We start from the raw sequence: 23,636 nt of genomic DNA on the forward strand, positions 1-23,636 counted from the left end.
AGCGCGTGCGAGACTGGCCGCGTGGACACCCTTCGGATCGACGTCATCGCCGAGGCCTTCGTCGTGATCTTCGTCTTCGTAGCGCTGTGCGCGGCACTGGCCCTTGTGACGATCGCCCTGCGTCGCCCCCGTGCCGGTCTGCTCGCAGCCGCCGGTGGTGTGGTGGCTCTCGCGTTCGTCGTCGTCGCGGTCGTGCCGTACGACGTCCCCCGTCTTTTCGCGATCGTGATCGCGATGCTCGGCGTCGCGCTCGCCGTGGTGGGGGGCAATCCGTTCGCGCGCTGGGCGCTCACTGCGGCGGACGGCGGACGTACACGCGAAGGGACGCGCGGCGGCATCCTCGTCGAGTTGATGGCCGAAGGCGCCCACCCGCGCGAGGAGGAGATTCTACGCGGCGGAACGATGATCGGATATCTCGAACGTGCGGCCGTGGCACTCGGGGTGATCGCAGGCTTTCCGGCGGTCATCGCCGTGGTCGTGGCCCTCAAGGGCATCGGCCGGTTCACCGAGTTGGCGACGCCCGCCGCCCGCGAGCGGTTCATCGTGGGCACACTCGCGAGTCTGCTCTGGGCATGCGCCGCGACCGGCCTCGCGTGGCTCGCCATCTGGTGACGCTCACTCCGCTCGATCGGTGAGCTCACGCAGCCCCTCCAGAAGCGCCCCGGCGTCGGCTGTCGAGAGCGCCTGAGACACGGCCGACTGCCCGACCCCTTCTTGCTCGGCGAGCTCGGCCTGCGTGAGGCCCAGCCATCTTCCGTGGATCAATCGGCGGTTGCGCGCGCTCAGTCGCGCGAGCGCCCGGTCTCGCGCGAGAACGCCCGCGTTGGCGACACGAACGAGCTCCAGGACGTCGTCCGACGCACCCGCGGGCACCGCCACCCGCGTGCGAGCCGACGGAGCAGCCCGTTGCGCGAGTGTCTCGACAGCATCGATCGCGGCCCGCGCCGCCCACCATGCCTCCCCCTCGGAGAGTGGCCCCGACATCGACGGCACCTCTTCGATGCGCCCCAGCCCGATCCCGAACCTCAATTCGAGCTCCTCCGGCAGGGCCAGCTGGAGCAGCATCGTCGTCGCGAGAGCCGCGGAGAGCTCGCCGAATACGCCCTGGAGCTCGTCGCCGACGGTCGGAACCAGCGGTCGCAAGGCGCTCGGGCCGGTTTCTGCGACGCGACCCAGGGTCGCCTCCAGGGCGCGTTGCGCGCTCGGCCGGTCATCGAGCTCGCGTGAGCGGACGATATCGGCGATGACAGCGGCGACCATGCGTCCAGGCTATGCCTGCCCGCATCCACTATCAAGCAGATGCTGATATCGAGGTGAATATCAGTCTATGACCAATGAGTGTCACAAACCCTGCGCTGCCGCCTGTGCGCGAGAGATCAACGTCGCCCGTTGCTCGGCCACACGCGCCGGCGCCGTGCCGCCCGCTCCGGCGCGGCTCGCCACTGATCCCTCGATGGTCAGCACCGAGCGCACCTGCGGAGTCAGCGCCGGCGAGACCGCGGCGAGCAGCGCGTCGTCGGCATCCTCGAGACCGATGCCCTGTTCCTCGCACGCTCGCACCAACGAACCGGAGATCTCGTGTGCATCTCGGAACGGAACCCCCTGGATCACGAGCCACTCGGCCACATCGGTCGCCAGTGAGAACCCCTCGGGCGCCAGCTGCGCCATCCGCTCGGTGTCGAAGCGCATCGTCGCGACCATCCCCGCGAATGCGGGGAGGACGACTTCGAGCGTGCGCACGGAGTCGAACACCGGCTCTTTGTCTTCCTGCAGGTCGCGGTTGTAGGCCAGCGGGAGCGCCTTGAGCGTCGTGAGCAACCCCGTGAGGTTGCCGATGAGGCGGCCGGACTTTCCCCTCGCGAGCTCGGCGATGTCCGGGTTCTTCTTCTGCGGCATGATGCTCGATCCCGTCGAGTATCCGTCATCGAGCGTGACGAAACCGAACTCGCGCGTGTTCCAAAGGATGATCTCTTCGGCGAACCTCGACATGTCGACGCCGATCATGGCGGTCACGAAAGCGAACTCCGCGACCACATCGCGCGCCGACGTCCCGTCGATCGAGTTCTCGGCGGGTCGAGCGAGGCCGAGTTCGTCGGCGACCAACTGCGGGTCCAATCCCAGCGTCGAGCCGGCGAGCGCGCCACCACCGTAGGGCGATACGACCGCACGAGAGGACCAATCACGCAGGCGCTCGAGGTCACGCACAAGCGGCCACGCGTGGGCTTGAAGATGGTGGGCCAGCAATACCGGCTGGGCGTGCTGGAGGTGGGTGCGGCCGGGCATGATCGCGGCGGCGTGTGCGTCCGCCTGGGCGACGATGGCGTCGATCACCCGCAGCAGGTCGCGAGCGATCACGCGAGCGTGATCGAGCAGGTACAACCGCACGAGGGTGGCGATCTGGTCGTTGCGACTACGACCCGCCCGCAGCTTGCCGCCGAGGTCGGGTCCGACCTGCCTGATGAGCGCCTGCTCCAGCGCCCCGTGCACGTCCTCGTCTGCCTCCGAGGGACGCAGCGTGCCGTCGGTGATGCGGGCAGCAAGCGCGTCCAGCCCCTCGTGCATCGCGCGTTCTTCGTCGGCGGTGAGATAGCCGGCGGCGGCAAGGGCCTTCGCATGCGCGTGCGAGCCGGCGATGTCGTACAGCGCGAGGTCCCAGTCGAAGTGCGTCGACCTGCTCAGCTCGGCCAGTTCGGGCGAGGGGCCCGAAGCGAAACGCGCACCCCAGAGGGCGCCTTCGTTCGTGCCGTGGCCGGAGGGGGTCGTCGTCTCATCCTTCACGCGGGCCAGCCTATCGGCGCACGTTGAGCGCCGACGGCACACGGACAAGCCGCGTGAGCCGATCCAACACCCATTCCAGCGGCCCACGACCGACGGCGAGCGCCCACAGCGTCGCCGTCGCGATCAGCGCGAGGGTCATCGGCCAGAACGGGTCGAGCGCCCGGAAACCCGCCAGGTCAGCGACGCGGTCCAGCGCGATGGATGCCACGAGCGCCCACGCGACGATCTGTGCGGTGTAAGCGCTCAGGGGCATGCTTCCCACGGCGCGCAGCGGAAGCACCACCCACGTGACCATGCCGCGACACACGAGCAGGCACGTCGCGAGCACGGCGAGGGCGAATCCGCCCGAGCCGATGATCTCGAGTACTCCGGACGAGTGCGGGTCCGCCGTCCATACGGTCATCGGGCCCTGGCCCAGCAAGGCATCCGTTCCGTACCCGACGAGGGCGAGGGCGAGACCGCCACCGAGGGCCCACAGCTGAACGTCGAGGCGTGTGATGCCTGCCCGGGCAACGGCGATTCCCACCAGGACGAACGCCAGCCACACCGGGAACGGATAGTGCCACCCGATCAGCAGGCCCAGGTCGTTTCCGAGCGGTGTCGCCCACAACGGGGACCGGTCGATCGCGTCGACGACGAAGGGCATGGCCGCCGCGAGCGCCGCGGCGATGACAAGAAGTGTGCGCGCCGACAGCGCCAGAAAAGGCAACGAGAGAAGGAACAAGATGGCGTAAGCGGGAAGGATCACGAACACCGGCACACCGAGCTCGATGAGCATCAGCCCCAGAAACCAGATGAGGAACGCGCGGATCACGATGCGTGCCCGCGCGGTCAGGAGCGTTTCCGCCCGCAGAGGTGTCGCTCCCCCGGTCACCAGGCCCAGCGAAACCCCCGCCAACGTGGCGAAGAGGATGGACGACCGGCCGTCGACGACGGCGATCCACGAGGACGGGTCACCGAAGGAGAAGTCCGTCTCGATGGCGATGAGGTGCGCGGCCAGCATTCCGACGATCGCAAGGCCCCGCGCGAGGTCGACACCGTGGATGCGCGCGCCGCCGTTGAGGCGCCGCCACCGCGACGCCCACCACCCCGACGGGGGCTTTACTGCTGCCGCAGCAACCACACGAGCAACGCCTTCTGTGCGTGCAGCCGGTTCTCGGCCTCGTCCCACACGACGCTCTGTGGCCCGTCGATGACTTCCGCATCGACCTCGTACCCTCGATCGGCGGGAAGGCAGTGGATGAAGATCGCGTCGGCGGCGGCCATCGACATCAGCTCCGTCGTGACCTTGTAGCCACCGAGATCGCGCAGTCGCGCGAGCTTCTCCTCTTCTTTTCCCATCGACACCCACGTGTCGGTCACGATCACGTCGGCACCCGCGGCGGCTTCGTGAGGATCGGTGTAGAGGGTGACCGAGCCGCCGGTCTCGGCCGCACGACGGTCGGCGTCGGCGATCACATCCTCGCGGGGCGCGTAGTTCTCGGGCGAGGCGACCCGCACGTGCATGCCAGCCGTTACCCCCGCCAAGATGTACGAGTGCGCCATGTTCGACATGCCGTCGCCGAAGAACGCCAGTGTCAGCCCCTCCAGGTCGCCCTTGTGCTCGCGGATCGTGAGCAGGTCGGCGAGCAGCTGACACGGGTGGAAGTCGTCGGACAGGGCGTTGACGACCGGCACCCGGGTGCCCGAGGCCATCTCTTCGAGGCCTTTCTGCGCGTACGTGCGCCACACGATCGCCGCGACCTGCCGCTCGAGCACACGCGCGGTGTCAGCGGGGGTCTCCTTGCCCCCGAGCTGACTGTTGGCGGTCGAGATGATCAGCGGCGAGCCGCCGAGGTCGGCGATGCCGACGGCGAACGAGACGCGGGTCCGGGTCGACGACTTGTCGAAGATGACGGCGACCGTCTGGGGCCCCGCCAGGCTCTTGTCGGCCCACCGGTCCTTCTTCAGCTCGACGGCGAGATCGAGCACGTCGCGCTGCTCGGCCTGGGTCAGGTCGTCGTCGCGCAGCAGGTGGCGGGTCACAGGGAGTCCTTCCGGTCGGTCGATTGCGTGGCGACGGCGGCGAGCGCGTCAGCGAACAGCGTCGCGAACTCGTCGATCTCGACGTCGCCGATGTTGAGGGCCGGCACGAGTCTGACCGTGTCGTCGTTCGGCGCGTTGATGATGAGTCCGCGCGCCTGCGCGGCGAGCACGACGTCCTTCGCGACCGGATGCCGCAAGCCCACACCCACGAGCAGGCCGGCCCCGCGGCATCCGCTCACCAGAGGCGAGTCGATCCGCGCGATCGCCTCACGGATCTGCGCGCCGCGCTCGGTGGCGTTGGCGAGCAGGTCGGCGCGCTCGATCTCGGCGAGTACTGCATCGGCCACGGCCGTTCCGAGCGGGTTGCCCCCGAAGGTCGACCCGTGCGTGCCGGGGTAGAAGAGCTCGGAGGCCGTGGCGAACGTCACGAGCGCCCCGATGGGGAATCCCCCGCCGATGCCCTTCGCGACGGTGATCGCATCGGGGGTGATGCCCGCATGCTGGAACGCGAACCACTCCCCGGTGCGGCCGGCGCCGGTCTGGATCTCATCGATGATGAGCAATGCGCCGTGGCGCTGGGTGATCTCACGCGCGGCGGCGAGATACCCCTCGGGAAGGTCGACGACGCCCGCCTCGCCCTTGATGGGTTCGACGATGAGCGCCGCAACCCGGTCATCCATCGCCGCTTCCAGCGCATTGGCTGTCGAGTCGATGAACTCCACACCGGGGATCATCGGCAGGAACGGTTGCTGCAGCGCGGGCTTTCCCGTCAGCGCCAGGGTGCCCATCGTCCGCCCGTGGAAAGACTGGGTCAGCGCGAGGATGCGCGGCCTGTCGACACCGCCGTGCAGGCGCGCGAGCTTGAATGCCGCCTCGTTCGCCTCGGCGCCCGAGTTCGCGAAGTACACGCGACCGGACTCCCCCGTGCCCGCAAGACGCTTCAGGCGTGCGGCGAGCGCGAGCTGCGGCGGAGTCGCGAAGTAGTTCGACACGTGCGCGAGCGTGGCCGCCTGGGAGGCAACGGCCTCGACGAACACCGGATGCGCGTGCCCCAGCGACGTCACGGCGATTCCGGCGAGGAAGTCCAGGTAGCGGCGGCCGTCCGCATCCCACAGGTACGCACCCTCGCCGCGCACGAACATCGCCATGCGCGGACCGAAGCTGCGGACGAGGTCGCGCCCCGCGTCATCCTGCCACGTCATCCGAGGACCACCTCTGTTCCGATTCCCTTGCTGGTGAAGATCTCGACGAGCACGGAGTGGGGTACGCGGCCGTCGATGATCGCCGCCGTGTCGACACCGCCCTCGACCGCCTCCAGACACGCGGCCATCTTCGGGATCATCCCCGACTCCAGTCGCGGGAGCATCTCGCGCAGTTCGGTCGACGTCAGGTGCGACACGAGCGAGTCCCGATTCGGCCAGTCCGCATACAGGCCGGCGACATCGGTGAGGACGACGAGCTTCGCGGCACCGAGCGACGTCGCCAGGGCGGCGGCTGCGGCATCCGCGTTCACGTTCAACGAGTTGCCCGGGTGATCCAGGTCGGGCGCGATGGACGAGACGACGGGGATGCGACCTGCCGCGATCTGGTCGAGCACGGGCTGCGGGTCGACCTGGACGACGTCGCCGACCCGCCCGAGGTCGTGTTCGATGCCCTCGATCATGACGCCGCGGCGGCGGCCGCCGAACAGGCCCGCGTCCTCACCGCTCAGGCCAGTCGCGACGGGACCGTGCGCGTTGATCTTGTTCACGAGCTGCGGGTTGATCTGCCCGGTGAGCACCATACGAACGACCGAGATCGCCTCGGTGCTGGTCACGCGGTAGCCGCCCTTGAACTCGCTGGGGATCGCGAGGCGGTCGAGCATCGACGAGATCTGCGGTCCGCCGCCGTGGACGACCACCGGTTGGATGCCGACGTACCGGAGATAGGCGATGTCGGCGGCGAAGGCGTCCTGGAGCTCTTCGGAGACCATCGCGTTGCCGCCGTACTTCACGACGACGACTTGGTCACGGAATCGACGCAGCCATGGGAGGGACTCGATGAGAGTCTCGGCCTTGAGCCGAGCCTCGGCGGGATCGGTGTCCTGGATGTCTGTCATGAGGAGTACGCGCTGTTCTCGTGGACGTAGTCGTGGGTGAGATCGTTGGTGAGGATCATGGCTTGCGCGTCGCCGATCTTCAGGTCGATCAAGACGCTCGTCGAGCGAGGGGTGAGGTCGACGGCGTCGCGCGGGGCGTCGGGCCCTCCCTCGGTGCAGACACGCACGCCGTTCATCCAGACGTCGACGTCATAGGGGTCGAAAGCGGCATCCGTCGTGCCGATCGCGGCGAGCACACGCCCCCAGTTGGGGTCGTTGCCGAAGATCGCCGCCTTGAAAAGGTTGTTGCGCGCGACCGAACGGCCGACCTCGACGGCGTCCTCCTCGGATGCGGCACCGATCACCTGGATGCCGATGTCGTGGCTCGCACCCTCGGCATCGGCCTGGAGCTGAAGGGCGAGGTCCGTGCACACGTCGACGAGCGCCGAGCGGAAGGATGCGGGATCGGGCGTGACACCGGACGCCCCACTCGCCAGGAGCGTCACCTGGTCGTTCGTCGACATGCAGCCGTCGGAGTCGAGGCGGTCGAAGCTCACGTGGGTCGCCGCGCGGAGGTGCGCATCGGCCTCCTCGGTGGTCAGAATCGCGTCGGTGGTGATGACGACGAGCATCGTCGCGAGCCCGGGCGCGAGCATTCCCGCGCCCTTCGCCATCCCACCGATCGTCCAGCCGTCGCCGGTGTAGGTGCTCGTCTTGGCGCGCGAGTCGGTCGTCATGATCGCTTCGGCAGCCGTGAGGCCACCGTCGCGCGACAGCGCCGCGACGCCCTGTTCGACTCCCGTGAGGACCTTGCCGCGGAACACCTCGTCACCTGCGCCGATGAGACCGGTCGAGCAGACCTGGACGTCACCGGCGCTCACGCCGAGGAGCTCGGCGGCACGCTCGGCGGTCTGGTGCGTCGTCTGAAACCCGAAAGACCCCGTGAAGCAGTTCGCGCCGCCCGAGTTGAGCACGATCGCCTCGACCACGCCGTCCTTGATCGCCTGCTCCGACCACAGGATCGGGTTCGCCTTGGCGCGGTTGGCGGTGAAGACGGCGGCGCCGACCTTCAGCGGTCCGCGGTTCACCACGACGGCGACGTCGGGCTTGCCCGTCGACTTGAGTCCGACGGCGACGCCCGCCGCTTCGAATCCCTGCGGCGCGGTGACACTCACGGCGCGACTCCGTTCACGGTCAGGCCGGTGCCCTCTGCGAGGCCCAGCGCGATGTTCATGGACTGCACGGCGGCGCCCGCGGTGCCCTTGACGAGGTTGTCGACTGCCGTGACGACGATGACCCGACCCGCCGCCCGGTCGATCGCGAGACCCATGAGCGCGGTGTTCGCGCCGAGGACATCTGCGGTGCGGGGGAAGTGACCCTCGGGCAGGAGTTGCACGAACGTCTCGTCGCCGTACGCGGACTGCCATGCCTCGCGGATCTCGGCATCCGTCGCACCAGGGGCGATCGGAGCGGTGGAGGTCGCGAGGATGCCGCGGGCCATCGGTACGAGGACGGGGGTGAATGAGATCCGGATGCCGGAGGTCGCGACCGGGCCCGCAGCGTCCGTCGGCGCGTCAGGGGATGCGGCACCGGCGGCCGCGGCATCCGGCGCCCGTTCTTCGGAGAATGTGTCGTTCTTCGGAGGCTTCGCGCCGATACCGTCCGCATCGGTGCCGATCTCCGAACGAGCGGCGGCGAGCGCCTGACGGATCTCGGGGATGTGGCGGTGCGTACCGCCGACGGCATACGGATTCGCCGACCCGAGGATCTCGCTCGCGAGGAGATTCGGCTTCAACGCCTTGCCGGCGCCGCTCGGCCCCACGGCCAGCACGCTCACGATGTCGGACGGGTCGATGACCCCGGCCGCGACACCCGGCGCGAGACTCAGCGACACGGTGGAGGCGTTGCACCCGGGCGCGGCGATGCGCCGCGCGCCGGCCAGGCGGTCGCGCTGCCTTCCGCCGCCCGCGAGTGGAAGCTCGGGCACGCCGTACGTCCACGGATCGTGGAACGGGCCGCCGTAGAACGCGTTCCACGCATCTTCGGACTCGAGTCGATGGTCGGCGCCCGCGTCGATCACGAGGGGCGTGCCGGCGAGCGCGTCGGTGTACTGTCCCGACTGCCCGTGCGGCAGGGCCAAAACGACGATGTCGTGCCCGTCGAGCACCTCGGGGGTGGTCGCCTGCAGGGTCAGGTGCGCGAGGGAGCGGAGATGCGGCTGGTGTTGGATGAGCGGCTGTCCCGCGTTCGAGTGCGCGGTGACGGTGCGGATCTCGACGTCGGGATGTGCGGCGAGGATTCGCAGGACCTCACCGCCCGCATAGCCGGATGCGCCGGAGACGGCGACCGAATATGTCATGGGTTCCACCTTAGAGAGTTTCGGGATGCGGGCCGGAAACGGCGACACCCACTCAGACCCCCAGGGTCATGCGGGGTCGCCTAGAGTCGGCGGCCGCACAGGCGGAAGCGTCGGCGCACAAGAAGCCCGCTCGAGGTGAGCGTTGAGAATTCTCGCGTCGCGGACGGCACATCGCGACCATATCGGCGAAGTTGGCGGTCGGCAAAATCGATGAGTACCGCGCGTCCGCCGGGACGCCATCCGGTCCCGGCGGACGCGCACGTTTGCTCAGAGGTACACGCAGTTCTTTGCGGAAGCCTGCTCGTCGTAGAGTCCATGCGCCCATGTCCACACCGCTGACACCACGACGCAGTACTCGCCGGGGCCGTCGAGAGGAATTGAGACGCCGTAACCCGGATACGTCCCGGCCGGACGCCCGTCATAGAAGATGCTGGACGACCCCGTCTCGATCGAAAATCCTTCGACCACGAGCGATACTGTGGCGCCATCGCAACGGGCGGTGGGATAGAAGATCACGTGACCTGTCGAGCCGTCAACCTCGTAGGTCGAAGCCGGTTGGCAGGTGGGCGCGGCCGCTGACGCTGGAGAGGCCGGTCCGATCATCAGCGCTCCTGCCAGACCGAGGGCAGCGATCGAAGCGCCGGCGATGCCGGTGCGCACTCGCTTGTTCATAGCGCTCTCCTCTCTCACACCGGGCAGCCGGTGCCGGACGAGGTGGCGACGTGACGCCACCCGTCAGGTAGCTGGAACGACACCAGCGTGCGCGCGCAGAATGTCGATCCGGAGACATCTCGAATGACCGGTACACCGGCGCAGACGGGCGTGATCTCGTTGAGTGTGCACTCGTTGTAGGCAGAGCCGACGTTCCACCCGTCGACGTAGAGGATGGTGGTCACACCGATCGTGGTGTCCACAGGCACGACGCAGTGAGTCTCACCGCGGGCTGTCGGCGCGCCCTGAAGATCGATGCCCGCCCATGGGGTGCACGTGATGTCGAAATAGCCATCGTCGGGCACGGTGTCACTGTTTACGGAAGCCTGGTTCATTGTTGCGGACGCGTGTGCCGGCGAAGTCTGCACCGCTGAGTGTGCGGTCGTCGACGCACCGAACAATGCCAGAATCCCGGCAGTCATCGCGGCGGGGACTGCGGTTGCGAATCTCATGTGTTCTCACTTCCTCCTCTTGCGGACAGCTGTGCCGAGCAGGACTCGAGAGGTGAGGGATGTCGACAGTCTCGGCTGACGTCGACCTCGCATCAACGGGCTTGACTGCGTCGCCGGCTTGACCTAACAGCTGGACAGTTCGGCGAGGTGTTGACCGCCCGTACTTTGTGATGCAAACTACTTTGCATGAACGATGACACCATTGCCGACTCCCGACGGATGCTCGAGCTCATGGAGGCAACGCGGCGCAAGACCGTTCGACAGCTCACACGCCGCTACGCGCTGCTGTTCGTCGTGTGGGCCGTGGCCTGGGCGGTGGGCTTCTTCGCGCTGTGGATCACTTCGGGCGTGGGCGCGCTCGACATCCTCCCGCCCGCGGCCGGGTGGGTGATCTTCATCATGGCTCTCGCCGTCGCGGTCGTCTGGTCGACGGTCGTGGGCATCCGTGCGGCGAACGACGGCATCAGCGGTCGATCCCAACTCCAAGGGGCACTGTACGGAAACGCGTGGACGGTATCCATGATCGCCGCGTGGCTGCTGATCCTCGGGCTCCAGCGAAATGGACTGCCCGACGACCTCGCACAGCTGCTCTACCCCGCGATTTACGTGTTCCTCGTCGGCGTCCTTTATCTGGCCGGTGGTGCGCTGTGGCGCGCCGTGCCCATGTTCGTCCTCGGTGTGATCCTCATCGTCGTCGCCGTCGTCGCGACGTTCATCGGCACGCCCACGCATTACCTCGTGTACGCAACCGTCGGCCCGGCGGCGATGCTCGTCGTCGCAGCGCTCATGCTGTGGGGACCGCGCCGCGTGCGAGAGAGCGCATGACCGTGGATCCTCTCGACCCCGTCATCCATGCCCCCGCCCGCCTCCAGATCATGACGACGCTCATCGAAGCGCTCACCGACGCTGACGAGATCACGTTCCCCGCTCTGCAGAAGCTGCTCGGGATGACCAGCGGCAACCTCACGACGCACCTCGCCAAGCTCGAAGCCGCCGGGTACGTCCGCAGCGAGAAGTCCTTCACCGGCCGCAAACCCGTCACCCGCGTGGCCGTCACCGGAGAAGGTCGCGACGCTTTCCGCTCCTACCGCCGCAGCCTGCTCGACCTCCTCGGAGGACACTCATGAACCCCCTGATCCGTACCGTCGACCTCGTGAAGCGCTTCGGTGACGCCACCGCGTTGGCCGGCGTGAGCCTGGACGTCCACGCCGGCGAGTGCGTCGGCTTGCTGGGCCCCAACGGAGCCGGTAAGACCACCCTGCTCACGCTGGTCGAAGGTCTGCGGATGCCCTCCTCGGGAACCGTCGAACTATTCGGCGGAGATCCGCGCACCGCCGCACGGCGCGCTCGACTCGGTTCCACCCCACAGGCCACCGCGCTCCCCGACTCCCTGAAGGTGCGCGAGGTGATCGACTTCGTACAAGCCCACTATCCGTCACCATGCGGGCGGGACGAGCTCGTCGCCGAATTCGACCTCGGCGCGTTCCTCGACAAGCAGTGCGGCTCCCTCTCCGGCGGACAGCAGAGGCGCGTGGCGGTGGCGCTCGCATTCGCCGGCAACCCCGACCTCGTCCTGCTCGACGAGCCGACCACCGGGCTCGACGTCGACGGACGACGCGTCTTGTGGGATGCGGTGCGTGCGCGGCACCGCGCCGGCACCGCCGTCGTCGTGACGAGCCACCATCTCGAGGAGATCGAACAGCTCGCCGAGCGCGTCGTCGTCATCGACCACGGCACCGTTCGCGCCGACGACACACTGGCAGCCGTCGTCGCGGGCGTGTCGCGACGACGCGTGACGCTCCGCGGTATCGCGGCATCCGACATCCGCGCGCTCGACCCGGACGCAAGTGTCACGGTCGATGACGACCTGGTCACCGCGGTCGTCGCGGACTCCGACGCGTTGGTGCGCGCCCTCGTCGACTCCGGTCTGAGGTTCACCGACCTCAACGTACGAGGGGCAACGCTCGAGGAAGCATTCCTCACGATCACGAAGGGAACCGTGTGATGTCGACGCTCACCCTCGCCGCGGTCCACACGAAGTACAACCTCATCGAGACGGCGCGCGTGCCCATCGCGATCATCGGCACACTCGTGTTTCCGACCCTCGCCTTCTGTCTGTTCGTCCTCCCGCAAAGTGCCGTCACGCAGTCGCCCGAGTTCGCCACCGCCGCGGTGTGCTCCATGGTCGTCTTCGCGTTCATGTCCGCCAGCCTGTTCAACATCGGCATCGACCTCGCCGAGCAGCGCTCGAAGCCCTGGTGGCCGTACCTTCGGACGCTGCCTGGGTCGCCGATGACGCGCATCATCGGCCTGATGGCTGCGACGCTGGCTCTTTCGGTCGCCGCGCTGATCCCGCTCGTGGTCATCGGCGCGCTGTTCACCGCCGCATCCGTCTCACTCGGCTCGTTCCTCGCCGCGGTCGGACTGGTCGTGCTGACAGCCGTGCCATCGTCGTTGCTCGGCATCATCATCGGTACGACAGCCGGCCCGAAAGCGGCAATCGCGGTCGCACAGGTCGCGATGTTCCTGCTTGCCTTCGGTGGCGGGCTCTTTCTTCCCCCGATGATGTTCCCCGAGTGGCTCGACGTCGCCTCGGGGTTCCTCTGGGTACGTCAGGCGCGCGAGATCGTGGTCGACACCGCTCTCGGATCCGCCGTCCCGGCGTGGGCGGTCGTCGGGATCCTCGTGTGGACGGTCGCGCTCGGCATCCTCGCCGTGTGGCTCTACCGCAGCGACGAAGGGCGCCGCTACCGCTGACCGGGGTGCCGGGCGCCGGGCGCCGGGTGCCGGGCCGGGCTCAACTACGGGGCGTCGGCGCGACACGCCGCCGGCAGGAGACGCCACCCGGCGTGTCGCGGCATCCGCCCGAAGATGTGCACGGGCGAGCAGCTCGCGCGGCGAGGTACGGCGGCCGGCGCTCAGAGGATGAAGATGACCGCGACGATGCTCAGGACGAGTCCGGCGATCGCCAAGCCCTTCCGACGACCGACTCGGGACACGCCCGCGATCGAGAGCCCGAGGCCGACCAGCCCTCCGACCAGACCGACGAACAGCGGAAGGAAGAGGGAAACCAGGCCGACGACGAACCCCGCCACGCCAAGGCCGTTCGGTGCGAGCGCAGCGCCGGGAACACCGTACGGTGCGACCGTGCCGTACGCCGACGCGCCCGGTGCCCGATACCCCGGGCCGGACGCCGAGGTGTGCGGCACGCCGTCGTACGCCGCGGGCATTGCCGGGGACGGGAGGTGAATCGCGTACGGGTCCGGGGCCGCCGCGCCGAGTGGTGGAGGACCCGGCGTGGGATGTTCAGGGACGGATGCAGACACCTGCCGCGCGAGGTCGTGCGCGGACGGTCCTGGAGGCTGTGCTGGAGAGGCGTGCGCTTCCGCCGGAACGGGCGGTAGGGACGGCGGCGCTGACCGGGGCGGCGACTCGTGCACGACGAACGGTCTGCCACCGGGCGCCTGCGGCGCGACGTGCTCGGTCCATGCCCAGCCGTCCCACCAGCGCAGCGCGCCGTGCCCGTCGTCGTACCAACCCGGTAGGTGCACGTCCATATCGACTCCCCCGCGCGATCGGCCCCCGACGCCGTCAGCCTAGCGGCATCCCGCGGCACGGCATGTGAAAGCCCGGCCGGACGGGCGTGGGTACTTGCCCCGGGACGGAAGTGCCGGCCGGCGGGCGAACATACGGGCCGACGGACGGGCGTGGGTACCTGCCCCGGACGGGAGTACCCGGCAGGCGGGCAGAAGTGCGGACCAACCGGCGGACACGCCGACAGGCGGTGCGCCGGCCCGGCGTGTCGCCCGGTCGGCCCGCAGTTGTGCCCGGCACCGACCCCCGCACCGGCACCCGGCAGGCGGGGACTCGGGCTACTCCCGGATCGTGGCCCCGAAGCGCGCCGCGGCCGCGGCAACACCGGCGAGTTTCGCCTCGGTCGCCTCGGCCGCCGTGAGTGTGCGGTCAGGGGCCCGGAAACGCAGCGCGAACGTCAGACTCTTGGCGCCGTCGGGCACACCCGACCCCCGGTAGTCATCGACGAGCCGGATCGCTTCGAGAAGGTCTCCGGCGCCCTCGGCGAGCGCGGCGCGCACATCGGCGGCGGGAACGTCGGCACCCAGCACGAGTGACAGGTCCTGGGTCGCGGCGGGGTACCCCGACAGCGACGATGCGACGACGCGCTCCCCGGCGAGCGACAGCACGAGATCGAGGTCGATTTCGGCGACGACGACACGACCGTGAAGATCGGATGCGGTGGCCACCGCCGGCAACAGTTCGCCGACGTAGCCCACCTCGACGGCTCCGACCGAGAGCACTCCGGCGCGGCCGGGGTGAAGCGCAGCACGCTGCGCCTGCGCGACGTCGATCGTCACCCCGGCAGCCGTGGCGATGGTACGCACGGCATCGAGGGCTTCGGCGAGTCCCGCCTCCGTCGCCGGCTGACCGGGCTGCTTCGCGACGCTGTTGCCGACGAGCAGAACGGCAACGTGCCGGTGCTGCGGCGGGATCGACGCGTCGAGCGCCGCGAGCGTGGCCGCATCCGGTCGCACTGCCAGAGGCGGCACCGAGTCGGTCCCGTAGGTCACGTCGCGCTCGGGCAGAAACACTGCGCCGGTCTCGAACAGCGACAGGTCGGTGAACCCGCGCGACTGGTTGCGGTGCGCGACGGCGATCAATCCCGGCAGGAGCGATCGCCGCAGGAACGGCGACTGCCCGTCGAGGGCGTTGGCGAGCTTCACCGACGGCAGGCGGTCGCCCGACGCCGAGCCGTGCAGGTCATTGAGCTCTTCGGTCGTGAACGGGAAGGACTGCGTCTCGACGTACCCCGCGGCTGCCAGCGCGTTGGCGACCCGGCGGCGGCCTTGCTGTGCGGCGGTGAGCCCGCGCCCGGACGGCGGCGTCGGGAGCACCGATGGAACCCGGTCGAGCCCGTGGATACGGGCAACCTCTTCGGAGAGCGTCCACCGGTCGGTGAGGTCAGGACGCCAGGACGGCGGGATGACGCTCCAGCCGCCGTCGACGGCCAGAACCTCGCACCCGATCATCTCGAGGGCAGACACGATCTCGTCGGTCCTGTAGTCGACGCCGATCACACCGCCGACGAAATCCGTCGGGAGCGTGATGCCCGCGGTCTCGATCTCGGCGAACAGCGCACCACCGAGGTCGAGATCGTGGGTTCCTCCCGCGTACTCGACCATGAGGTCGGCGACGCGGCGCGCCGCGACGAACGGTACCGCCGGGTCGACGCCGCGCTCGAAACGTCGCGAGGCCTCAGACGGCAACTTGTGGCGGCGGGCCGTGCGCGCGATCGAGACGGTGTCGAAGATCGCCGCTTCGATGAGCACGTTGCGGGTGTCGTCGGTCATCTCGGTGGCGCCACCGCCCATGACGCCGGCAAGGCCGATGGGCCCGGACTCGTCGGTGATCAGGAGGTCTTCGGTGTCGAGACTGCGCACCTTGCCGTCCAGGGTCTCGAGCGTCTCACCGCTCGTCGCCCGTCGCACCGTGATGCCGCCCTGGAGTCGGTCCAGGTCGTAGCCGTGGATCGGCTGGCCGAGTTCGAGCATCACGTAGTTGGTGATGTCGATGAGGATGCCGAGGGAGCGGATGCCGGCGAGGGTCAGGCGGGCGACCATCCACGGCGGCGTCGGTTTCGACGGATCGACGCCACGGACGACGCGCACGACGAACTCGCTCGCCCCGACGCGGCCCCGGATCGGGGCGACGTCGTCGACGGTGATCGGGAACCCTTCGCCGGGGGCGATCTCGTCGTCTGAGCGAGCAGCGGGATCGCGGAAGGCGGCGCCCGTCGCGTGGGAGTACTCGCGCGCGATGCCGCGCACCGACAGCGCGTATCCCCGGTCGGGTGTGACGTTGACGTCGACCGCGACGTCGTCGAGCCCGAGGAGCCCGATCGCGTCCGTGCCGACCGGCGCGTCGAGGCCGAGCTCGACCAGGCGCAGGATGCCGGAGTGCTCGTCTCCGAGGCCGAGTTCCTTGGCCGAGGCGATCATGCCGTCCGAGACGTGTCCGTAGGTCTTGCGTGCCGCGATGGGGAAGGGCCCCGGCAGCACCGACCCAGGAAGTGTCACGACGACCTTGTCACCGGCGAAGAAGTTCGACGCGCCGCAGACGATGCCGCGCACTCCTCCGTGCTCGGCGCCGACGTCGACCTGACACCAGCGGATCGTCTTGCCGTTGGACTGCGGTTCGGGAGTGAACTCGACGACCTCGCCGACCACGATCGGACCACTGAGGTCGAACCCGTGGACGTCTTCTTCTTCGAATCCCACGCGCACGAGCGCCGCGAGGACGTCGTCGGCTGACACGCCCGCGGGCACGTCGACGTATTCACGCAACCAAGAGAGCGGGACGCGCATCAGACCACCATTCCGAACTGCTCGCTGAAACGGACATCGCCCTCTGCCATGTCGCGCATGTCTTGCACGTCGCTGCGGAACATGAGCGTGCGCTCGATGCCCATTCCGAACGCGAAGCCCGAGTACTCCTCTGGGTCGATCCCGGCCGCCCGCAGGACATTCGGGTTGACCATGCCGCATCCGCCCCATTCGATCCAGCGCGCGCCGCCCGTGAACGTCGGGTGCCACAGATCCAGCTCGGCGGAGGGCTCGGTGAACGGGAAGTAGTTCGTGCGGAAGCGCGTTTTCGCCTCGGGTCCGAACAACACCTTCGCGGCGTGGTCGAGTGTTCCCTTGAGGTGGGCCATCGTGATGCCTTTGTCGACGACGAGCCCCTCGAACTGGGTGAACACCGGCAGGTGGGTGGCGTCGAATTCGTCGGTGCGATACACCCGGCCCGGGCACAGCACGTACATCGGCAGCTCGCGCTCGAGCATCGAGCGCACCTGGACCGGGCTGGTGTGGGTGCGCATCACCAGGTGTCGGTCGACCGGATCGACGAAGAAGGTGTCCTGCATCTGCCGCGCCGGGTGGTCGACGTCGAAGTTGAGGGCGTCGAAGTTGAACCACTCGTGCTCGAGCTCGGGACCTTCGGCGATCTCCCACCCCATGCCGACGAAGATGTCGGCGATCTGCTCCTGGAGGAGCGAAATCGGATGCCGCGCCCCCACACGTGCACGCTGCGGCACCGCGGTGATGTCGATGCGCTCGGCTTCGAGTCTCGCGGCGGTCTCGGCCTCGGCGAGCTGCGCTTCGCGCGCGGTGATGGCCTGGTTCACCCGTGCGCGTGCCTGACCGACGAGCTTGCCGAACTCGGCCTTCTTGTCCTTCGGAACATGGCGCAACTGCGCGTTCAGGGCGGCGATCGGCGAACCTTCACCGGCGTGGGCTGCGCGCACCGCCTTCAGCTCAGCCGTGTCTGCGGCCGCAGCGATCGCATCGAACGCCGCCTGCACGGCGGCGCCGACGTTCTCTTCGGTGATGACCGCTACGGGAGTGTTCTCTGGAGTCTCAGACACGAGAGACGAGTCTACCGACGACGGATGCCGCGGATCTCCGTCACCGGCCTCCGTCTGAGCGCTCGGGCTGGTGTTCAGTGGCGTTGACCTGCGCGACGATGAGCTCGGTATCGGTGCCACCCTGTGTCGGGGCACCCCCTGCCACAGCGACTCCGGCCGATCCGGAGCGCCGCAGCCGCTTCTCGACGGCGGTCGCCACAGCCGACAGCACAAGGCACAGGCCGATGTAGATGATTCCGACGACGATCGTTGCGGGCACGATGGGCGAACCCACGCTCGATTGCGATCCGAGGTACTTCGCGTAGAACAGCAGTTCGGGGTAGGTGATGATGAAGCCGAGTGCGGTGTCCTTCAGGGTCACGACGAGTTGCGCGATGATGACGGGCATCATGGCTCGGATCGCCTGCGGCATGAGAACCAGGCGCATGACGCCGGCCTTGCGCAGACCGATCGCGTACCCGGCTTCGCTCTGCCCGCGCGGCAACGACTCGACCCCGGCTCGGATGACCTCGGCCAGCACCGAGCCGTTGTATGCGATGAGGGCGATCACCACGGCCCAGTACGGATCCATTCGGACGCCGAGCACCGGCAGTCCGTAGTACAGCAGGAACATGAAGATGAGGACCGGGATCGCACGCAACACCTCGACGATCGCCGTGAACGGCCAGCGCACCCACGCGTGGTCCGACATGCGGCCGATGGCGAGGATGAAGCCGAGCGCGAGCGCGCCGACCGCTGCGGCCGCGAAAGCACCGAGGGTGCGAAGCGTGGCCAGTCCGATCTGGACCCACACGTTCGTGTAGGTGAAGGCGGACCACTTCTCGGCGGTGAACTGGCCGGTGTCGATCAGCCGCCAGAGGACGAACCCGACGACGGCTGCCACGACCAGGACCGTAAGCGCCCCGAGGACGCGGTTGCGGGCGATCGCGCGGGGACCGGGTACATCGTAGAGAACGCTGCTCATCGCGCCACCCTCCAACGGTTCTCGAGAGCGCGCTGCGCCCAAGAAAGGAGCAGGACCAGGGCGACGAAGATCACCATCACCCAGAGGATCACCTCGAACTGATTCGCGCCCCGCTCGCTGAGATAGTTGCGGATCGACCCGAGGTTGACCACCGAGAAGCCCGCGGCGACGGTGGTGTTCTTCAGCAGGGCGATGAAGACGCTCATCATGGGCGGGATCACCGACCGGAATGCCTGCGGCATGACCACGAGGCCCATCACCTGCCCGAAGGTGAGTCCGAGCGCGCGCGCTGCTTCGGCCTGCCCCACCGGCACCGTGTTGATGCCCGAGCGAATCGTCTCAGCGACGTAGGTGGCGGTGTACACGCCGAGCGCACAGATCGCGAGCGTCACCGAAGTCGCGGTGGTCAACCGCAGACCGAGCAAAGGGGGAAGCGCGAACGAGAAGGCGAAGAAGACGAGCGTGAGTGGTGTGTTGCGGATGGTGTTGACGTAGATCGTTCCCACCGCGCGAGCGACGGGGATCGGCGACACCCGCATCGCGCCGACCATCGTGCCGAGGATCAGCGCGACCACCCCGCCGGCAAAGAACAGCCAGAGGGTTCCGAGAAGGAACTCCCCCCACAGGTCGAGGTTGTCGATGATGACGCCCACGCGGGTCCTCTCATCCAGAAGAGTGATGGATGCTGGGGCGGCAGGTCATCTGCCGCCCCAGCGGAAGGTGTGTCAGTCGACAGCGGGCTGCTCGCCCGAGATGCCGGCCGGAGCGAGGTGGACGTCGAAGAGCGCCGTCCAGACATCGCCGCCATCGGTGAAGAGGTCGTTGATCCAGTCCAACAGCGCCGTGTCACCCTTCTCCAGGCCGACGCCGTAACGCTCCTCGCTGAACGGATCGCCGGCGATCTTCAGTGCATCGGGCTCGAGGGCGACGTACCCGGCGAGGATCGCCTCGTCGGTCGTGATCGCATCGACCGATCCGGCCTTGAGCTGCTCGACACACTGCGAGTACGTGTCGTACTCGACGGTGTCACCGGGGTCGTACTCGTCGCGAATCCGCTGCAGAGGAGTAGAGCCCGTCACGGAGCAGACGATCTTGCCGGCGAGGTCATCGGGCCCGTTGATGTCCTCGTTGTCGGCGGCGACGAGCAATCCCTGACCGGTGATGAAGTACGGTCCGGCGAAATCGATCTGCTCCTTGCGAGAGTCGGTGATCGAGTAGGTGCCGACGTAGTAATCGATGTCCCCGTTCACGATCGCCTGCTCGCGGTTGGCCGAAGGGATCGTCACGTACTCGATCTGGCTCTCTTCGAAGCCGAGCGAGGCCGCGATCCATCGCGCGATGTCGACGTCGAATCCGGTTCGTTCGCCGGTCGTGGCGTCCTCGTATCCGAGGCCGGGCTGGTCGTTCTTCACGCCGACGATGACACCGTCGCGCGCAACCATGCGCTCGTAGGTCGGGCTGTCCGCCAGGTCGACGTCGGAGGCGACCTCCCACAGCATGTCGGTCTCGCCGCTGCCCTCATCACCGCCGGTGGTGTCGCCGGGAGAGCCGCTGTTGCAGGCGGTGAGGGCGAGTGCCGCAATCGCGACACCCGCCAGTGCCCCGCCGATTCGTGTCTTGCGCATGTGATCCTCCTGGTGTCGTATGCGTGTTGTTGTCCGCGTGCCCGGTGCAAGGGCACGAGGTCTAGTGGGTCAGGAGCTTGGACAAGAAGTCCTTTGCGCGCGCACTCTTCGGGTTCGTGAAGAACTCCTCCGGTGTCGCCTCCTCGACGATCTGGCCGTCGGCCATGAAGACCACGCGGTCCGCGGCCTTACGGGCGAACCCCATCTCATGGGTGACTACGATCATCGTCATGCCGTCTTGCGCGAGGCCGACCATCACGTCGAGAACTTCGTTGATCATCTCGGGATCGAGCGCGCTGGTGGGTTCGTCGAACAGCATCACCTTGGGCTGCATGGCCAGCGCCCGTGCGATCGCGACGCGCTGTTGCTGACCGCCGGAGAGCTGCGCCGGAAGCTTGTCGGCCTGCTGCGCGATGCCGACCCGATCAAGCAACTGACGGGCGAGGGCGACCGCATCCGACTTCTTCATGCCCTTGACCTTGATCGGCCCGAGCGTGACGTTGTCGAGGATCGACAGGTGCGCGAAGAGATTGAATGACTGGAACACCATTCCCACGTCTGCGCGCAGCGACGCGAGCGCCTTGCCTTCTTTCGGCAGCTCGGCACCGTCGATGGTGATCGTGCCGCTTGTGATCGTTTCGAGGCGGTTGATCGTTCGGCACAGCGTCGACTTACCCGAGCCCGAGGGTCCGATCACGACGACGACCTCACCGCGATTGACGGTCAGATCGATGTCCTTGAGGGCCTGGAACTCGCCATAGTGCTTTTGCACGTCGGTGATCTCGACGAGCGGCTCGCCGCGACCGACGTGGATGTTCGACGTGCGCGGGGCCGGGTCGGCGGGTGTCGTCATGGAGACACCCTAGGACGGGCAGCGTCGCCGCACACGAGTTCGCGCGCGACCTTTATCTATCTGTAACAGGAGTCTCAGTCCGCCGCGCGTTGCGCGAAAGCGGTCTCATACAGGCACACACTGGCCGCGGTCGCGAGATTCAGCGACTCGGCGGCACCGTAGATCGGCAGGCGGAGCGTGAGGTCGGCCAGCGCGAGCGCGTCGTCGTCGAGACCGCGCGCCTCGTTGCCGAACAACCACGCCGTCGGCTCGGCGAGGACGCCGCGCGCCGCCAGAAAGTCCGAGCCTCCGACATCCGCGGCGAGCACCCGGATCCCGGCGCTGTGCGCGCGGGTGACGACGTCGGACAACTCAGCCCCCACGGCGATCGGCAGGTGGAACAGCGACCCCGTCGTGGCGCGGACGACCTTCGGGTTGTACGGGTCGACGGTGCGGCCGGTGAGCACGACGGCGTCGGCGCCCGCCGCATCCGCCGCACGGATGATCGTGCCGAGATTGCCGGGATCGCGCACCTGCTCGCAGATGACGACGAGACGCGGCGCCGCGGCGAAGACGTCACGGACCGACGTCGGTGTCTGTCGGGCCACCGCGACGATCCCCTGCGGGGTGACGGTGTCGGCCATCGCGTCGATCACGTCTTCGCCCGCATAGACGACGTCGAGATCCGCATCGCGCGCGGCATCGCGTACGTCTTGGTGACGCTCCATCGCCGTGGGTGTCGCGAACAACTCCACGACACTGTCGGGACGGTACGCGAGCACTTCGCGCGCAGCCTGTGGACCTTCGAGGAGGTACAGACCCGTGTCTTGGCGGGCGCTGCGTTTGGTGAGCTTGGCGACCGCGCGCACGCGCGGCGAGCGGGGGTTCTCCAGCACGCGAATCAGTCTATGGGAACGCCGACGGGGCGCCCTCCCGGAAGGAGGACGCCCCGTGAAGGATGCCGGAGGTCAGGCGCTCTTGGGAGCGTTGACGTTCTCGGGGAGCGCCTTCTTGGCGGTCTCGACGAGCGAGGCGAACACCGCCGGCTCGTTCACCGCGAGCTCGGCGAGCATGCGGCGGTCTACCTGGACACCCGCAAGACCCAGGCCCTGGATGAAGCGGTTGTACGTGATGCCGTTCTGACGCGCGGCGGCGTTGATGCGCTGGATCCAGAGGCGACGGAAGTCACCCTTGCGCTTGCGACGGTCGCGGTACGCGTAGACGAGCGAGTGGGTGACCTGCTCCTTCGCCTTGCGGTACAGACGCGAACGCTGACCCCGGTATCCCGAGGCGCGCTCGAGGATGACGCGACGCTTCTTCTGGGCGTTGACGGCCCGCTTGACTCTAGCCATTTCGTTTCGTTCCTATTCGTGCGCGTGCGCTCAGTGACCGAGGAGCTTCTTGGCGACCTTCGCGTCGCCGGGAGCGAGGGCCTTGTCCGCCGAGAGGCGGCGCGTGCGCTTGGTGGGCTTGCCTTCGAAGTTGTGGCGGAGGTTCGCCTGCTGCTTCATGATCTTGCCGCTGCCGGTGACCTTGAAACGCTTCTTGGCACCCGAGTGGGTCTTCTGCTTCGGCATTTCTCTTCCTTCGTTGTGTGTCCCGCCGCGGCGGGAGTCGTAACCCGCCTCGGCGGGAAATCTCATGTCGTCAGTCCGACGCACCCTCGGGGGTGCGAGCCGAACGAGCTGCTTCCTTGTTCGCGGCGCGCTGCGCGTTCTGCTCGGTCTTCACCTCGGACTTGTTCTTGTGCGGGGCGATGACCATCACCATGTTGCGGCCGTCGATCGTCGGGTTCGACTCCACCGTGCCGAACTCGGCCACATCCTCGGCGAACCGGCGCAGCAGACGCACACCCTGCTCGGGACGCGACTGCTCGCGACCACGGAACAGAATCATCGCCTTGACCTTGTCTCCGGCCTTGAGGAAGCCCTCCGCACGCTTGCGCTTCGTTTCGTAGTCGTGGTTGTCGATTTTCAGGCGGAACCGCACCTCTTTGAGGATCGTGTTCGCCTGATTGCGGCGGGCCTCCTTGGCCTTCTGTGCCGCTTCGTACTTGAACTTGCCGTAGTCCATGATCTTGACCACGGGGGGCTTCGAGTTCGGTGCCACCTCGACGAGATCGAGGTCGGCCTCTTGAGCCAGGCGCAGCGCCACCTCGATACGGACGACGCCGACCTGCTCTCCGTTCGGCCCGACGAGGCGGACCTCGGGGACGCGGATGCGGTCGTTGGTGCGGGGATCGCTGATGCGGAACTCCTCTAATCGGTGGATGACGGCCACCGCGCCACCGGAGTGCCGCGGGCGGAAGAGGAGCAGTCCACCCGCACGGCGCGAACGCCGGCTTGCTGCACCCGGACAACCCCACACGCGGGACG

At 68.0% G+C, this 23,636-nt stretch carries 26 protein-coding genes and 1 pseudogene; 5 read left to right on the forward strand and 22 right to left on the reverse strand.

The annotated features are described in order from the left end of the window. Positions 1–21 precede the first annotated feature (21 nt). Positions 22–612 carry a hypothetical protein gene (locus ACFQZV_RS11105; RefSeq protein WP_378749514.1) on the forward strand — a complete coding sequence of 197 codons (591 nt, stop codon included), beginning with the start codon at positions 22–24 and terminating at the stop codon, positions 610–612. A gap of 3 nt (positions 613–615) precedes the next feature. Here the strand turns inward: ACFQZV_RS11105 and ACFQZV_RS11110 are convergent, their stop codons facing one another. The 10 genes from ACFQZV_RS11110 to ACFQZV_RS11155 all read right to left on the reverse strand — a co-directional run bounded on the left by ACFQZV_RS11110 (position 616) and on the right by ACFQZV_RS11155 (position 10,402). Then, entirely contained in the window at positions 616–1,260 is a 645-nt protein-coding gene (locus ACFQZV_RS11110) for a SatD family protein (RefSeq protein WP_378749515.1), read from the reverse strand. Between the two features lie 81 nt (positions 1,261–1,341). Next, positions 1,342–2,778: an argininosuccinate lyase gene (argH, locus tag ACFQZV_RS11115; protein ID WP_378749516.1), complete on the reverse strand. Its 1,437-nt coding sequence runs from the start codon at positions 2,776–2,778 to the stop codon at positions 1,342–1,344. Positions 2,779–2,788: 10 nt separating this feature from the next. Further along, positions 2,789–3,901: a heparan-alpha-glucosaminide N-acetyltransferase domain-containing protein gene (locus ACFQZV_RS11120; RefSeq protein ID WP_378749517.1), complete on the reverse strand. Its 1,113-nt coding sequence runs from the start codon at positions 3,899–3,901 to the stop codon at positions 2,789–2,791. After that, on the reverse strand, positions 3,880–4,803 hold the full coding sequence (gene argF / locus ACFQZV_RS11125) for an ornithine carbamoyltransferase (RefSeq protein WP_378749518.1): 924 nt from the start codon (positions 4,801–4,803) through the stop codon (positions 3,880–3,882). The genes ACFQZV_RS11120 and argF overlap by 22 nt, the downstream gene beginning before the upstream one ends. Then, positions 4,800–6,005: an acetylornithine transaminase gene (locus tag ACFQZV_RS11130; protein ID WP_378749519.1), complete on the reverse strand. Its 1,206-nt coding sequence runs from the start codon at positions 6,003–6,005 to the stop codon at positions 4,800–4,802. The genes argF and ACFQZV_RS11130 overlap by 4 nt, the downstream gene beginning before the upstream one ends. Continuing rightward, positions 6,002–6,901 carry an acetylglutamate kinase gene (argB, locus tag ACFQZV_RS11135; protein WP_378749520.1) on the reverse strand — a complete coding sequence of 300 codons (900 nt, stop codon included), beginning with the start codon at positions 6,899–6,901 and terminating at the stop codon, positions 6,002–6,004. The genes ACFQZV_RS11130 and argB overlap by 4 nt, the downstream gene beginning before the upstream one ends. Then, positions 6,898–8,055: a bifunctional glutamate N-acetyltransferase/amino-acid acetyltransferase ArgJ gene (gene argJ, locus ACFQZV_RS11140; RefSeq protein WP_378749521.1), complete on the reverse strand. Its 1,158-nt coding sequence runs from the start codon at positions 8,053–8,055 to the stop codon at positions 6,898–6,900. The genes argB and argJ overlap by 4 nt, the downstream gene beginning before the upstream one ends. After that, positions 8,052–9,239 (reverse strand): N-acetyl-gamma-glutamyl-phosphate reductase, encoded by a 1,188-nt coding sequence (locus ACFQZV_RS11145; RefSeq protein ID WP_378749522.1) that lies wholly within the window; start codon positions 9,237–9,239, stop codon positions 8,052–8,054. Before ACFQZV_RS11145 ends, argJ begins: the two co-directional genes overlap by 4 nt. A gap of 267 nt (positions 9,240–9,506) precedes the next feature. Further along, positions 9,507–9,911, reverse strand: coding sequence for a hypothetical protein (locus tag ACFQZV_RS11150; RefSeq protein ID WP_378749523.1), 405 nt, complete (start codon positions 9,909–9,911; stop codon positions 9,507–9,509). 14 nt (positions 9,912–9,925) lie between these two features. Next, complete coding sequence (locus ACFQZV_RS11155) at positions 9,926–10,402, reverse strand: hypothetical protein (RefSeq protein WP_378749524.1); 477 nt, start codon at positions 10,400–10,402, stop codon at positions 9,926–9,928. Positions 10,403–10,588: 186 nt separating this feature from the next. Between ACFQZV_RS11155 and ACFQZV_RS11160 the strand changes: the two genes are divergently transcribed. From ACFQZV_RS11160 to ACFQZV_RS11175, 4 genes are read left to right on the forward strand one after another with little or no spacing between them, the layout of a single operon-like run. Continuing rightward, a complete protein-coding gene (locus tag ACFQZV_RS11160) occupies positions 10,589–11,227 on the forward strand; it encodes a hypothetical protein (protein WP_378749525.1) in 639 nt (212 codons plus the stop codon). Next, entirely contained in the window at positions 11,224–11,529 is a 306-nt protein-coding gene (locus ACFQZV_RS11165; protein ID WP_378749526.1) for a transcriptional regulator, read from the forward strand. The genes ACFQZV_RS11160 and ACFQZV_RS11165 overlap by 4 nt, the downstream gene beginning before the upstream one ends. Further along, positions 11,526–12,407, forward strand: a complete 882-nt coding sequence (locus ACFQZV_RS11170) for an ABC transporter ATP-binding protein (protein WP_378749527.1) — start codon at positions 11,526–11,528, stop codon at positions 12,405–12,407. Before ACFQZV_RS11165 ends, ACFQZV_RS11170 begins: the two co-directional genes overlap by 4 nt. Further along, positions 12,407–13,159: an ABC transporter permease gene (locus ACFQZV_RS11175; RefSeq protein WP_378749529.1), complete on the forward strand. Its 753-nt coding sequence runs from the start codon at positions 12,407–12,409 to the stop codon at positions 13,157–13,159. The genes ACFQZV_RS11170 and ACFQZV_RS11175 overlap by 1 nt, the downstream gene beginning before the upstream one ends. Before the next feature lie 161 nt (positions 13,160–13,320). On the opposite strand, the gene ACFQZV_RS11180 is transcribed toward ACFQZV_RS11175, so the two are convergent. The 12 genes and pseudogenes from ACFQZV_RS11180 to infC all read right to left on the reverse strand — a co-directional run bounded on the left by ACFQZV_RS11180 (position 13,321) and on the right by infC (position 23,541). Further along, positions 13,321–13,632, reverse strand: a complete 312-nt coding sequence (locus tag ACFQZV_RS11180) for a hypothetical protein (RefSeq protein ID WP_378749736.1) — start codon at positions 13,630–13,632, stop codon at positions 13,321–13,323. A 237-nt stretch (positions 13,633–13,869) separates the two neighbouring features. Beyond that, positions 13,870–13,959, reverse strand: a pseudogene (locus tag ACFQZV_RS11185) (DUF2510 domain-containing protein); the annotation flags it as partial. A gap of 315 nt (positions 13,960–14,274) precedes the next feature. After that, positions 14,275–16,782, reverse strand: a complete 2,508-nt coding sequence (pheT, locus tag ACFQZV_RS11190) for a phenylalanine--tRNA ligase subunit beta (protein ID WP_378749531.1) — start codon at positions 16,780–16,782, stop codon at positions 14,275–14,277. After that, positions 16,782–17,840: a phenylalanine--tRNA ligase subunit alpha gene (gene pheS / locus ACFQZV_RS11195; protein WP_378749533.1), complete on the reverse strand. Its 1,059-nt coding sequence runs from the start codon at positions 17,838–17,840 to the stop codon at positions 16,782–16,784. The genes pheT and pheS overlap by 1 nt, the downstream gene beginning before the upstream one ends. Before the next feature lie 40 nt (positions 17,841–17,880). Continuing rightward, entirely contained in the window at positions 17,881–18,804 is a 924-nt protein-coding gene (locus ACFQZV_RS11200) for an amino acid ABC transporter permease (RefSeq protein ID WP_378749535.1), read from the reverse strand. Then, on the reverse strand, positions 18,801–19,457 hold the full coding sequence (locus ACFQZV_RS11205; RefSeq protein WP_378749537.1) for an amino acid ABC transporter permease: 657 nt from the start codon (positions 19,455–19,457) through the stop codon (positions 18,801–18,803). Before ACFQZV_RS11205 ends, ACFQZV_RS11200 begins: the two co-directional genes overlap by 4 nt. Positions 19,458–19,529: 72 nt before the next feature. After that, the gene (locus tag ACFQZV_RS11210) at positions 19,530–20,429 is read right to left on the reverse strand and encodes a transporter substrate-binding domain-containing protein (RefSeq protein WP_378749539.1); all 900 of its coding nucleotides are present in this window, start codon (positions 20,427–20,429) and stop codon (positions 19,530–19,532) included. A gap of 61 nt (positions 20,430–20,490) precedes the next feature. After that, the gene (locus ACFQZV_RS11215) at positions 20,491–21,282 is read right to left on the reverse strand and encodes an amino acid ABC transporter ATP-binding protein (protein WP_378749541.1); all 792 of its coding nucleotides are present in this window, start codon (positions 21,280–21,282) and stop codon (positions 20,491–20,493) included. A 74-nt stretch (positions 21,283–21,356) separates the two neighbouring features. Next, positions 21,357–22,157 (reverse strand): TrmH family RNA methyltransferase, encoded by an 801-nt coding sequence (locus ACFQZV_RS11220; protein WP_378749543.1) that lies wholly within the window; start codon positions 22,155–22,157, stop codon positions 21,357–21,359. Between the two features lie 72 nt (positions 22,158–22,229). Continuing rightward, positions 22,230–22,613: a 50S ribosomal protein L20 gene (gene rplT / locus ACFQZV_RS11225; RefSeq protein ID WP_322409390.1), complete on the reverse strand. Its 384-nt coding sequence runs from the start codon at positions 22,611–22,613 to the stop codon at positions 22,230–22,232. 30 nt (positions 22,614–22,643) lie between these two features. Further along, on the reverse strand, positions 22,644–22,838 hold the full coding sequence (gene rpmI, locus ACFQZV_RS11230) for a 50S ribosomal protein L35 (RefSeq protein WP_141933079.1): 195 nt from the start codon (positions 22,836–22,838) through the stop codon (positions 22,644–22,646). A gap of 70 nt (positions 22,839–22,908) precedes the next feature. Then, a complete protein-coding gene (gene infC, locus ACFQZV_RS11235; RefSeq protein WP_378749546.1) occupies positions 22,909–23,541 on the reverse strand; it encodes a translation initiation factor IF-3 in 633 nt (210 codons plus the stop codon). Positions 23,542–23,636: the final 95 nt, after the last annotated feature.

This window comes from Microbacterium koreense (genome assembly GCF_042677105.1).
GTDB lineage: Bacteria > Actinomycetota > Actinomycetes > Actinomycetales > Microbacteriaceae > Microbacterium > Microbacterium koreense.

Excerpts from the sequence above, each read along its gene's own strand:
- rplT (WP_322409390.1), bottom strand. The coding sequence starts at position 22,613 with ATGGCTAGAGTCAAGCGGGCCGTCAACGCCCAGAAGAAGCGTCGCGTC.
- ACFQZV_RS11170 (WP_378749527.1), top strand. The coding sequence starts at position 11,526 with ATGAACCCCCTGATCCGTACCGTCGACCTCGTGAAGCGCTTCGGTGAC.
- ACFQZV_RS11180 (WP_378749736.1), bottom strand. The coding sequence starts at position 13,632 with ATGCCCGCGGCGTACGACGGCGTGCCGCACACCTCGGCGTCCGGCCCG.
- pheT (WP_378749531.1), bottom strand. The coding sequence starts at position 16,782 with ATGCGCGTCCCGCTCTCTTGGTTGCGTGAATACGTCGACGTGCCCGCG.
- ACFQZV_RS11165 (WP_378749526.1), top strand. The coding sequence starts at position 11,224 with ATGACCGTGGATCCTCTCGACCCCGTCATCCATGCCCCCGCCCGCCTC.
- ACFQZV_RS11160 (WP_378749525.1), top strand. The coding sequence starts at position 10,589 with ATGAACGATGACACCATTGCCGACTCCCGACGGATGCTCGAGCTCATG.
- ACFQZV_RS11150 (WP_378749523.1), bottom strand. The coding sequence starts at position 9,911 with ATGAACAAGCGAGTGCGCACCGGCATCGCCGGCGCTTCGATCGCTGCC.
- ACFQZV_RS11200 (WP_378749535.1), bottom strand. The coding sequence starts at position 18,804 with ATGAGCAGCGTTCTCTACGATGTACCCGGTCCCCGCGCGATCGCCCGC.
- rpmI (WP_141933079.1), bottom strand. The coding sequence starts at position 22,838 with ATGCCGAAGCAGAAGACCCACTCGGGTGCCAAGAAGCGTTTCAAGGTC.
- ACFQZV_RS11175 (WP_378749529.1), top strand. The coding sequence starts at position 12,407 with ATGTCGACGCTCACCCTCGCCGCGGTCCACACGAAGTACAACCTCATC.
- ACFQZV_RS11145 (WP_378749522.1), bottom strand. The coding sequence starts at position 9,239 with ATGACATATTCGGTCGCCGTCTCCGGCGCATCCGGCTATGCGGGCGGT.
- argB (WP_378749520.1), bottom strand. The coding sequence starts at position 6,901 with ATGACAGACATCCAGGACACCGATCCCGCCGAGGCTCGGCTCAAGGCC.
- ACFQZV_RS11110 (WP_378749515.1), bottom strand. The coding sequence starts at position 1,260 with ATGGTCGCCGCTGTCATCGCCGATATCGTCCGCTCACGCGAGCTCGAT.
- ACFQZV_RS11130 (WP_378749519.1), bottom strand. The coding sequence starts at position 6,005 with ATGACGTGGCAGGATGACGCGGGGCGCGACCTCGTCCGCAGCTTCGGT.
- ACFQZV_RS11215 (WP_378749541.1), bottom strand. The coding sequence starts at position 21,282 with ATGACGACACCCGCCGACCCGGCCCCGCGCACGTCGAACATCCACGTC.
- ACFQZV_RS11210 (WP_378749539.1), bottom strand. The coding sequence starts at position 20,429 with ATGCGCAAGACACGAATCGGCGGGGCACTGGCGGGTGTCGCGATTGCG.
- ACFQZV_RS11155 (WP_378749524.1), bottom strand. The coding sequence starts at position 10,402 with ATGAGATTCGCAACCGCAGTCCCCGCCGCGATGACTGCCGGGATTCTG.